This is a genomic window from Gammaproteobacteria bacterium, assembly GCA_035546635.1.
Taxonomy (GTDB): domain Bacteria; phylum Pseudomonadota; class Gammaproteobacteria; order JAURND01; family JAURND01; genus DASZWJ01.
The window spans coordinates 13,127-24,264 of the sequence record DASZWJ010000044.1; the positions used below are offsets into that span (position 1 = coordinate 13,127).

The window sequence follows — 11,138 nt, forward strand, 5'->3', positions numbered from 1 at the left end:
CTTAGTTACAATTTACCTTAGTTGTATTGTATGGATCAGTCAATTTAATACAATCTAACGTAACTACTTGCACATCGTCCCGGTATAGATGCTGGGACGACGATCTAAATAAGATGCGAGCAGTTACAATCCAACTAACTAAGATAAATAATGAGGTTAATCATGGAATTTTTTAAAGAAAAAAAACGCGCTAAAGAGGCTGAACCACAAAGCACATGTCTGGTTTTGCTTTATTATCCAAATGGTTGGGCACCACCATTACCATTATTTCAATTAATAGAACATATTGGACAAAATCATCCTTCTGCTGAAGCATCTGTTTATCTGTCTCAAAATCAATATTTGAAACGCGGTGGCATTTGCACGGCTCTACCCACAAATAAAAGCATAAGTCTTTCACTAGCTATTGTACCGGTGCAATTATTAGAACTTAATGGCGCGAATCTCTTTATCGATGCCCCTATGCATGGTCATCCCAAAGTCTATTTAGACACGCTTTGCCCAGAAAATATCATCTTTTCCGTTATGGGGGGAGATGGAATATCAATTAGAGGTTTGCTTAATGGAGGCCATCTTATAATTAACCCACGCTACCAAGACTTTATCAAATCTCTCATTCAATCATCAACAGAGCCGGTTAAATTATTAATGAACCAATTATGCCCAGAGGATCATCGGCATGAATTTCAAGAAAATCAAAAAGCATATGAAAATTTTATTTCTAAGCTTGGGATATTTGATAAAGAACAACAAACTGACTTGTTAGATTTGTTAGATTTAGGCTTGAATCCAACTGCAAAAAAATTAATAGCCGATGTAAAACAATATAATTCAGATCGGGACCATAGCTGGGAAATAAAACACCAATTAAAGAGTGCCTCCTCCAAACTCACATCCTCTAAAACAGCATTGCCGGAACAAGTAAAAACAACCATCATAGAATATTTAGGTCCAGGTATTCCTGGATTTTCTAAAGATTTAGATGCGCCGGAAGCAGACGAATCAGAACCACAAGGATACACACCATAATTCTCCCTCGTAACCCTGTATATGGCAGTTATTTAAGCCAAATCGCTTAAATCGCTATCTCAATTAGCTTAAAAGTCAGTAAATTTAGCATTTAAATAGACACTGCGCTGGACAATATGAGGCTTTTTATTAGATAATTATCTGTGTAAGAAGAAGTCAAACCGGTCAGACTGACCTTTGTCCCCCCCGTTATAGAAAGTGTTGATGTGGGAGATCACTATTCTTGCATCAGGCGTCCTGTGGCAACTAATCCACTCCCACTAGAGTGCAGCTACGTTCCAACGGGCGTGTAGTTTTTTAAATTGAAATAAGAGGTTTTTTATGGCAGTAGATAATCGTGAAATCGGCACCGTTAAGTGGTTCAATAATGCTAAAGGCTATGGCTTTATTGAGCGAACCAAAGGTGAGGATGTATTTGTACACTTTAGCGCTATTCGCGGTGAAGGACATCGCTCTTTAACGGACGGCCAACGCGTTAAATTCACTGTAATCCAGGGACAAAAAGGTCTACAGGCAGAAGATGTTGTCGTTATTGATGGTGGCAATGACGATAAAGGTGACTAAATCATCTTGAAAAAAAGGGGCGTCTTAGACGCCCTTTTTATTTACCCACATCATCGTTGTGCAGAATGCACAGTACCAGGGAATGTATTCAACCATGCACCTTCGTCAGATATTCCAAAAAACCGCTGTCTTAACTGTGATTCTCTTAATAATAGCTATCACTAGCAAGGCAAATGATCTCATTACTGCCCGAACGGTAGTCACGGCCCAAACCCCATTTATCGATATGAATTATCAGTCGCGCTTGATTGACCAGTTGCGAACACAAGGGGTGAAAATTATATTCGTTGGGCATGAAATGCAGGTTGTTTTAGGAGTGGATCATTTTTTTAAAGGTACCAGCACTACTGAAATTGTTCCCGCCTGTATTCCTGTTTTAAATAAAGTCGCAGTACTGCTGCGCACCCGAGGAAATACGCCGATTACAGTTAGCGGCCATACTGACAATGTAGGCACAGATCAAGGCAAATTGCGCCGTTCTAAACAACAAGCGGATACCATTGCCGCCTATTTGTGGTCACAAGGCATTCCTTTAACTAATCTTACGGCTCTGGGTTACGGTGATACCCGCCCAGTATCGAGTAATAAATCCATTGATGGCGCGGCGGCGAATCGCCGTATAGAAATAGTTGCGCCCTAATTTAGCAATTTTCATTTTCCCTCTATTAGCCCTAGCTTTTTCCCTTCTCCCACAAGGGGAGAAGGAAAAATGGAAATTGCTGTTTTAAGGCCAATTAGCCAATCGCAAAATATTCCCTGAACCTTTAGAGTTACCTGACATTACCTGCGGTTCTTTATAATAAAAAATATTACTAATATCCCTCGCAAATGCATACAAGGCGATCACCGGCAACACCTCTGCACAAGCATTCCCCCAAGTCGTCACATAAACTTGCTGCGCTCGGAGCCTTTTCGCATCAAGACGCAAAGCCCCTCCCAATACCGCTGTTAGCATATCAACAGAACCCGTGATGCGGATAATACCACTCCCAGCCCCTCCTACACCTATACCTCTTAAGTGGCCAAGTGCTACATCAATGATGCCAGAAGAATTGCAATTAATCTCATAGACTATGAGATTACCTCTTAAATAAATACTCCCCTGGTCAGAGGTATTTAATGACAATCGAGAACTAGAAATTCCTGTGCCGTAAACTTGCGTTGACCCTCCTGCTGCCACAGTGGTCAAGCCGTCGACCATATGGATTTGTATAGCCACATGTGGATTGTAGGGCGGCACGAGTTGTCCGGTTTTTGAGGGTAACATGCGTATGACTAAGGTATTGCCAATGACTCTAGAGGTGACTCTGGGTACCGCATTGACATTACCTGTTAAAACCACACTCTGCCGTCCATTACCCGTTGCCACATCCACCTTAAATGGACCCGAGATATCTATAGCAGAAAAGTAAGGCAGCTGACGTGATTCCTGTATCACTTTTTTCGAGTAAATATTTGGCTCTGAGGTTGGGGCTGATGTAGTGGCTTTTTTATGATGCGAAGTGCTCGTCGATTTTTTTACTGTCGTTGTCTTCTTGACAGGAGGAGCCGTTTGGGGGGTAGGGGTCGTTTTAGAGGTGGGCGTTGAATAAGGAACGTTATAACGTTCATAGTCAACTTTGGCAAATGCCGGCTCCATTCCAGCATAACTCAGCAAAGTCAAAATGCTGCTAATAATTCCAAGCTTCCAAAAATATTTCATTTCCTTGTTACTCTTGGATAAATTTTAAATTTTCCCCTATGGTCGAAGTGGGGAGTGTTCTAATTAGTCGCAGCCGCAAAACTTAAAAACGCACGTCGTCCCGGCAGGAAGCAGGGAGAAAGGCCGCGGGAAGCAAAACTTTCACATCCTGGTGAACTGGATCCCGGCTTCCTGCCGGGACGACGTGCCATTTTTTTATTTTGCGGCAACTAACTTTTATTCAATCTATCTATTTTAACACAACTGATTCATCTTGCTGTACAAAAACTCCTGGCATATAAGCCGCTGAACGCGCACTCCAATTCAACAGGTCACAGGATGTATCGCCTTTAAAGCAAAGTGCATTTCCACGGTCTTTATTGCCACCCCATTGATAAAATAGATTAAGCCCAACAATATTTTCATTGCCAGCCGGTAATACATTGCTGTCTAGATGGCTAGCCTGGACTTGCAATCCTAAAGTCCGGCCAGGTTTTTGGTAAAAAGCCCAATTAACACTGGCGCCATACTGTTTATAAGGTTGACGGCGACTGACGGTTAGCTCTACTGCGAGGTTCTTAGCAATTCTCTGAGTGAAATAGAGATTTTGCCCAAATCCTGAGCTATTTTTAGCAGCCTGGTTATGCGTATCAAAATTCACGGTATCGTAACCTAGTGTCATCTCTATCTGACTGCCAGGCCACAATTTCCAACGTGGACCTATACCTAAACCGCCCCCTGTTCCACCAATTAAAGTCCGATTATCAACAAACTTCCCAGCGGGTGTGATATAAGTAACATTATCCAAGTTACCGTTGTTAGCGCTAAAATAATAACCATTGACATGTATGGCTTCGAGAAAGCGCCTTTGTAGAGCATACTCATAAGCAATTCCTGCGGAATTCTGCCCTATAAACTGGTGATCCGTCCCAGTAACAAAATCAAAATTATTATCTTGTGAAAGATGCTGAACAGAAATTTTCAAACGCTGTTGTTCGTTTAATTCATGCGCCCAACTCAAACCCATACGAAATTGTCGAGAACCATAATCGAGTTGCAGCGCAAGCGCATCTTCTGGGCTTAAGTAATTGGCATATTGGCTATGCGCTACAAAGCCATAGACACTGCTATTACTACCACCCAACCATACCTCTGGCATTAATTCTGGGCTATCAAGAACGGAAACAGGTAAGGATTGGTCATTATAAGAAGTAGCCGTTGGTGTGTTTGCACTTGCTAGTGCGAAAGGAATAAATAAAAGACTTAAAGCAAGCAATCGGAAAGAATATCTCATCGTACCAGCACCCTAGTTATATTATTATAAACTCTCTAAAAGTGCGGCATGGTAACATGTTGTAGATTGTTTATACAATACAACCAGTATCCCCATTTGAAACAGGGGGATAACACGAGGAATGCTAAATGCCCCCTAACACCCAACGCCTATTTTTTGCTATACCACTCAGTGATGAACTACAAATACAACTCATAAATACCATCAAAACCTTACACAAACATAAAACCGGCCATCAAATAAAATGGACTCCGTCTGAAAAATTGCACGTCACATTGCGCTTTCTTGGCGCAACTAAAATTGAAAAAATTCCTGACTGTATCAAACTGATCGAATCGCAGATAGAAAACTTGACTGCTTTCTCCTTGTCTATGGGTCAGCTTGTGACGCTTCCCAAAAAATTTCCCAGAATCATTGCTCTAGCAGTCCCCATCACTTTCGAACTGGCGAAGTTGTTTCAAACGCTTGAACAATCCTTGATTTCCCTAGGATTCACCCCCGAACCCCGCCCATTTTTCCCCCACATCACCTTAGGCCGAGCTCGCGGTGGGAAAATATCTTTGCCATTACTGCTAGAAGATTACGCGCTGCCAGAGTTTTCACCATTTAAAGTAAAATATATTCATTTACTACAAAGTGAAACTAAGCCAGAAGGCAGCATCTATACCCTAGTAAAAAAATTTAATTTGGCAGAAAACCAATAGGCTGTCCCATTAAAATCGGCTGTTCCGGGATTAAGCTCGTATCCATGCGCATTTCACTGTTAGCCATCAACACGATCACCGTTGAGCCTAATTGGAACTGACCCACTTCCTCGCCCTTGTTCAGCTGAATATCCGATCCTATATAACGCCAACTTTGAACTTCTCTACCCATTCCAGGTGCGACCGTACCTGCCCAAACTGTTTTTATACTGGCGACAATCATAGCGCCAACCAATATCACTGCCATAGCACCACTTGAGGTATTAAAAATATTGATGACACGTTCATTACGCGCAAATATCCCTGAGATATTTTCTACCGATTGACGATTGACGGAAAACAATCGACCCGGCACGTAAACCATTTCTTCCAATTTGCCACTGTCCGGCATGTGCACTCGATGATAATCTTTGGGCGCGAGATAAAAAGTAGCAAAATGCCCATTCCAAAAAGGTAGAGCACGCGCTTCAGACCCGCCAAGCAATTCCACCAAGCTGAAATAAAAATTTTTCGCTTGAAAGATACGGCCTGCCTGTATTCTTCCTACCTGGCTTACGCAACCATCCACTGGGCTAACCAGCGAATACGGAGCATCATCAATACGACGTATCCCGGGTTTTAATGCGCGGGTAAAAAATGCATTGAAATCGGCATAACGAGTAGGGTCAGGCTCCAGAGCCTGACTCATATCAACCTGATAATGCTGTATAAAATGTGTAATCAGCTGATTTTTTAACCAAGGCCAACGACTATGCGCCAGCTTGCCGATCAAACGTGATAGCCAATGCTGCGGCAATAAATATTGCCAGAAAACGGAAAGAGATTTTGACACGTGGTTTTTTCCTGATAGGGTATAAGGAGAATGACAATCTAAGCGGGAGCAGTTACCCTACAAACATTGTGCCCTAATTGACTCCCTTGAAGCTAGCTTCTATTGGCATGATGTGCTTTCTTAGTATTTTTGACACAGAGCAAAGATTTTTTAATTCTCACTAAAAAACCCTAAAATTATCAAAGACCCTTTATGAATCCACGCACCATCGCCACTAAAATTCTAACTGAAGTCACTGAAAATGGCCGCTCCCTGACTTCAGCATTATCTTTAATAGATAAACAACCTAAAATAACCGAGCCCGCGCTGATTAAAGAGCTCTGTTATGGCGTACTGCGCTGGTACTTTCGTCTGACAGCACTACTATCTGAATTAATGAAACAACCGCTTAAAGCCAAGGACGCCGATGTCAGTAACCTACTATTGATTGGTCTTTATCAAATTATTTACTTGCGCATCCCCGATCATGCAGCAGTAACTGAAACCGTAAATGCAGTAAGAGATCTAAAAAAACCTTGGGCAACGGGGCTTATCAATGCAGTACTGCGGAATTTCTTGCGTAACCACGAAACATTACAAACAAAACTCGACGCCAACCCTGTGAGCCGCTATGCCCACCCACTCTGGCTAATAAAGATGCTTCAACAAACCTATCCCGATGCTTGGGAGAGCATATTAACTGCCAACAACCAACACCCACCCTTATGCTTACGGGTCAATGCGCTCCAAATCAGTCGTGATGATTATCTTACTCTCCTCGCAGCTCATGGCATTAATGCTTTTGCAGTACCTTTCGCCCCCCAGGGGGTCGTACTGACTGAGCCCCAAGATGTCAACCGTTTGCCTGGCTTTGCAGCAGGGCAATGTTCTGTACAAGACAGTGCAGCACAACTTGCAGCTAGCCTGCTGATGCTGGCGCCTGGACAGCGGGTGCTGGATGCCTGCGCCGCACCGGGTGGTAAAACCGCACATATCATAGAGCAGCAACCGAACATCGCTGCACTCGTGGCGGTAGATGAAGATGAAGAACGCTTAGATAAAGCGATACAAAACTGGCAACGGCTGCAATTACCTAAACAAATTCAATGGCAAGTCGCCAATGCCGCACAGACGACATGGTGGGATGGTCAACTATTTGACCGAATTCTGCTGGATGCTCCTTGTTCAGCAACAGGTGTTATCCGCCGCCATTCGGACATTAAATTGCTGCGCGAAGCCAAAGATATTTCAGCATTAGCCGCAGAACAAAAGGCGTTGCTAATAGCTTTGTGGCCATTATTAAAACCAGGTGGTTTGCTATTGTATGCGACTTGTTCGATTTTACCGCAAGAAAATGAAGAAGTAGTACTTGGTTTTTTACGTGAGGAATTGACTGCGGAGGAACAAAAAATAACTGCCTCTTGGGGTTTAGCTAAATCTGTTGGCAGACAGATATTACCAGGAGAGCAGGGTATGGATGGTTTCTATTATGCTTGCCTCGTTAAAAAACATTAACTGTTCACCCTGCCTGTCATTCCCGCGTAGGCGGGAATCCATCTAGGCAAGGCAGTTAACTTACGTATCAGCTAAACTTCTTTGACTGGTACATTTAGGTGCAAATGCTGACGTACTGTGTGCTTCTCAAGGGATGGATTCCCGCCTACGCGGGAATGACAGCTCCTATTTCCCTTCCTTAATCCTAACCGCCAATACATCGCATTTAGCACCATGCAATACTGCATTGGCCGTAGAACCCAGCAATAAACGCACGCCGTGACGACCGTGACTGCCGACGATAATTAGATCAACGTTATTTTGTTCTGCTTCTTCCAATATGACCAGTTTCGCCGGTCCGATTTTGATAACTTGCTGGCTATCAGGAATACCAAGATTACCACCAAGTTTAGTCATCGCTTCTTTGGCATTATCCAGCAGCATCTCTTCAATATCTGCACCAGCTGCAATACCATAAGCTGCGCCATAGCTGCTCATGTGCTCTACTGCATGGATCAGGGTTAATTTAGCATTAAACTGTCTGGCCAGATCAAGCGCTCTTTTTACCGGCAGATCATCACAAGTGGTATCTAATTCTACAGCGACCAGAATGTGGTTATATTCCGTCATGATATTTTTTCTCCCCGATTGAATTATTAGGACTAGGTTAACCCCTAGGTTGAGGTAAATGGTTTATCACATTGTATAGCATATTAGCAGGGAAATGCCGTAAATTTCAACCAGACATAAGATTCAAAGGTATTGCATAAAAAACCTGGCAATATCCTGTGAACAACTTGAGTATAAAGGAATAGCTTTCAGAACTATTTAAGTTACAAACAAACTATCCACAAGAAAATGAGGTAATACCAACAAAGGAATTTTTAAATAAGTCTATGTTTTTAATAACATAAACGGATATATCAACTGAAAAAAGGAACATAATAATAAAAATAAGAATAAATTAAATAATATTATTATTTAATCGTAAATTGCATTTCCGCCTCCCTAATAAATTCTTAATAAATTTTGTTTATACTTTTCACAAATTTATTAATTTTAATACGAGAGAGGTTTTTTATGTCTAGCCAAGATAATGAATTCAATTTAAGAAAAAAGGAAGAAACATCGGAATATTCGGTTTCTACTATTCGGGACTATAGTAAAATTGCCACCAAACCAATATCAACTAAAACCATAAAAAAAGCGGGTGATTTTGGTTATTACTTAAAAAATGATGATGACACGATAACATTTTCACACGACGCTTCAGCGCTAAAAATTAAAAGAAGAGAGGAAGGAGGATTAATTTTTGATTATTTTAAACGGCCTGAAGACAAGCCAATAAAAACGAAGGATAGTGGGCTTGAAGCAGATAAACCTACTTCATCATCGCAATCAAATAGATTTAAATAATCATAAAAAATAGCGCCACCCTGCTCTTTTGGGGCGGCGCTATTTATGTAAAAAGTTAATGCACTGTTTCATTCTTCAGTAACAGCTTAGTTAACACCTTACTAGTCACTGCATGCCCGTGTTCATGCCCGTATTGCTCACGAAATGAAGATTGAATTTCCAAAATCCAATCAGGCATTTTTAGTTCAACTTTGCCTTTTTCACCACGGTAAACAATTACCTCTAAAAACCCTAAAGGTTCACCATCATTGTTTGCAGAATGTTTATCGACGATAGAAGAAGCAGTTTGCATATCTTCTTGTTGGGTAGGCCAATCATTTGTCATATTCACCATAGCGTTTCTCCTCGGCTGCTATCTATGCTGTTTTTGTATCAAAAACACGATCTAACAGCTATTTTAAAGGGCTAATCTTAATACAACCTTAAGGGCACTTCTAGAAATTGATCTTTTCGCTCAATACGGCGTTGGATTAGATTTTAAAATCCTCATTTATTCCCGTATAAACGCAGGTTTAAAATCTAATCCGCCTTGTCTTGAACGAAAATCTCTAATTTCTAGAGGGCCCTTAACAATATTTCAAAAACCCGACTTTTTCGACAACACACTGCGCGAACGGCTATAACCAAAATAAACCACTAAGCCAATCAACGTCCAAATTAGAAAACTTTCCCAGGTAACAGGAGAAAGGCTAGCCATCAAGTAGCCGCACAGTAAAATACCTAATATTGGGACAATCGGACTAAGCGGGGTTTTGAAAGGACGTGGCATATTCGGTTTGGTATAACGTAGTACCAATACCCCTAAACTGACCAAAGTAAATGCAGCCAAGGTACCAATATTTGTTAACTCCGCAACACGCTGGATAGGCGTCAAACCGGCTACAATAGCCATAACAATGCCGGCAATCACAATGATACGAATTGGCGTTTGAGTTTTGGCATTCACCGCTGCTAATACTGAAGGTAACAAGCCATCACGAGACATAGCCAGAAAAATGCGCGTCAAACCATAATACATCACCAGAATCACCGTAGACAGTCCGGCAATTGCCCCTAAAGCCACAATAGCGCCACCAAACTTATATCCCATTTTCAACAAGGCATAAGTAATAGGGGAGCTTACATTCAATTCAGTATAGGGAACTGCGGCAGTCAGTAATGCCGCCACGATGATATATAACAAAGTGCAGATCAATAAAGATGCGATAATGCCTCGTGGCAAATCACGCTGCGGATTAACAGCCTCTTCTGCTGCAGTTGAAACCGCATCAAAGCCAATATAAGCAAAAAACACCAATGCCGCACCGCTGGCGATACCTGAGAAACCAAACGGTAAAAATGGATGCCAGTTTGCACTGGGATTGAAATGAAATGCCGCCAATACAATAAATAGCACAATCACTGCGAGCTTAATGAAAACTACCAGCTTATTGATACGAGCGCTCTCGCGAATACCTGCGCTCAGCAAATAAGTGAGCAGTAAAATAATAATCATTGCCGGTAAATTGACAATTCCACCTTCAAATGGGTTAGTAGTTAGTGCTTTTGGTATAGGAATGCCAATAGCGGTAAACACATTACTGACATAGCCCGACCAACCAATAGCCACTGCCGCACAAGCGACGCTATATTCCAGCAGTAAATCCCATCCAATCAACCAGGCAATTAATTCGCCAAGGCCGGCAAAAGAATAACCATAAGCGCTACCACAGCCACCAATACTAGAAGATAATTCTGCATAAGCAAATGCGGTAAAGCCGCAAGCTAAACCGGAAAGAATATAAGAGAAAATTACCGCTGGACCTGCTTTAGTTGCCGCCGCAATACCTGTCAACACAAAAATACCCGCACCCACAATGGCGCCAATGCCCATCAATGTCAGATCAAATGCACTGAGACAACGTCTAAGGCTGGTCTGCCGTAGAGGGTAATTGTCCATTGGTTTGGTGCGAAACAGGGATTTAACAAAGCTCATTTTTATTGATCTCCGTAGACGTTAGGGGCTTGTTTAAATGGGATTTGCGGAACCTCCGGGGAATTTTGTTCCTGGAATCGTCTAAAACAAAAAACAATGACAAAGTGGGTAATGATTGTCAAGGAGATTTATGAAGAAGTAACTTTCCTCTAAAAGCCATGGCTGTTAGA

At 42.0% G+C, this 11,138-nt stretch carries 12 protein-coding genes; 6 read left to right on the forward strand and 6 right to left on the reverse strand.

Translation table 11 applies throughout. The features are described 5' to 3' along the window. Window positions 1-162 precede the first annotated feature (162 nt). The 3 genes from VHE99_11630 to VHE99_11640 all read left to right on the forward strand — a co-directional run bounded on the left by VHE99_11630 (window position 163) and on the right by VHE99_11640 (window position 2,233). Window positions 163-1,029 carry a hypothetical protein gene (locus VHE99_11630; protein ID HVV69660.1) on the forward strand — a complete coding sequence of 289 codons (867 nt, stop codon included), beginning with the start codon at window positions 163-165 and terminating at the stop codon, window positions 1,027-1,029. 321 nt (window positions 1,030-1,350) lie between these two features. Next, window positions 1,351-1,593 (forward strand): cold-shock protein, encoded by a 243-nt coding sequence (locus tag VHE99_11635; protein HVV69661.1) that lies wholly within the window; start codon window positions 1,351-1,353, stop codon window positions 1,591-1,593. Window positions 1,594-1,687: 94 nt separating this feature from the next. Beyond that, window positions 1,688-2,233: an OmpA family protein gene (locus VHE99_11640; GenBank protein HVV69662.1), complete on the forward strand. Its 546-nt coding sequence runs from the start codon at window positions 1,688-1,690 to the stop codon at window positions 2,231-2,233. An 84-nt stretch (window positions 2,234-2,317) separates the two neighbouring features. Here the strand turns inward: VHE99_11640 and VHE99_11645 are convergent, their stop codons facing one another. Together VHE99_11645 and VHE99_11650 are read right to left on the reverse strand one after the other, a co-directional pair. Beyond that, window positions 2,318-3,295 (reverse strand): DUF2807 domain-containing protein, encoded by a 978-nt coding sequence (locus tag VHE99_11645; GenBank protein ID HVV69663.1) that lies wholly within the window; start codon window positions 3,293-3,295, stop codon window positions 2,318-2,320. A 229-nt stretch (window positions 3,296-3,524) separates the two neighbouring features. Next, window positions 3,525-4,568, reverse strand: coding sequence for a hypothetical protein (locus VHE99_11650; protein HVV69664.1), 1,044 nt, complete (start codon window positions 4,566-4,568; stop codon window positions 3,525-3,527). A gap of 128 nt (window positions 4,569-4,696) precedes the next feature. Here VHE99_11650 and thpR point away from each other — a divergent pair, with 128 nt between their 5' ends. After that, window positions 4,697-5,272 (forward strand): RNA 2',3'-cyclic phosphodiesterase, encoded by a 576-nt coding sequence (gene thpR, locus VHE99_11655; protein HVV69665.1) that lies wholly within the window; start codon window positions 4,697-4,699, stop codon window positions 5,270-5,272. On the opposite strand, the gene asd is transcribed toward thpR, so the two are convergent. Next, window positions 5,250-6,104, reverse strand: a complete 855-nt coding sequence (asd, locus tag VHE99_11660) for an archaetidylserine decarboxylase (protein ID HVV69666.1) — start codon at window positions 6,102-6,104, stop codon at window positions 5,250-5,252. The genes thpR and asd overlap by 23 nt on opposite strands. Window positions 6,105-6,296: 192 nt before the next feature. Here asd and rsmB point away from each other — a divergent pair, with 192 nt between their 5' ends. Further along, a complete protein-coding gene (rsmB, locus tag VHE99_11665) occupies window positions 6,297-7,598 on the forward strand; it encodes a 16S rRNA (cytosine(967)-C(5))-methyltransferase RsmB (GenBank protein ID HVV69667.1) in 1,302 nt (433 codons plus the stop codon). A 165-nt stretch (window positions 7,599-7,763) separates the two neighbouring features. On the opposite strand, the gene VHE99_11670 is transcribed toward rsmB, so the two are convergent. Beyond that, complete coding sequence (locus tag VHE99_11670; GenBank protein HVV69668.1) at window positions 7,764-8,207, reverse strand: universal stress protein; 444 nt, start codon at window positions 8,205-8,207, stop codon at window positions 7,764-7,766. Between the two features lie 450 nt (window positions 8,208-8,657). On the opposite strand from VHE99_11670, the gene VHE99_11675 reads away from it, so the two are divergent. Continuing rightward, window positions 8,658-8,993 carry a hypothetical protein gene (locus VHE99_11675; protein ID HVV69669.1) on the forward strand — a complete coding sequence of 112 codons (336 nt, stop codon included), beginning with the start codon at window positions 8,658-8,660 and terminating at the stop codon, window positions 8,991-8,993. A gap of 55 nt (window positions 8,994-9,048) precedes the next feature. On the opposite strand, the gene VHE99_11680 is transcribed toward VHE99_11675, so the two are convergent. Beyond that, a complete protein-coding gene (locus VHE99_11680; protein HVV69670.1) occupies window positions 9,049-9,327 on the reverse strand; it encodes a hypothetical protein in 279 nt (92 codons plus the stop codon). Between the two features lie 243 nt (window positions 9,328-9,570). Beyond that, a complete protein-coding gene (locus VHE99_11685) occupies window positions 9,571-10,968 on the reverse strand; it encodes an amino acid permease (protein ID HVV69671.1) in 1,398 nt (465 codons plus the stop codon). Window positions 10,969-11,138 lie beyond the last annotated feature (170 nt).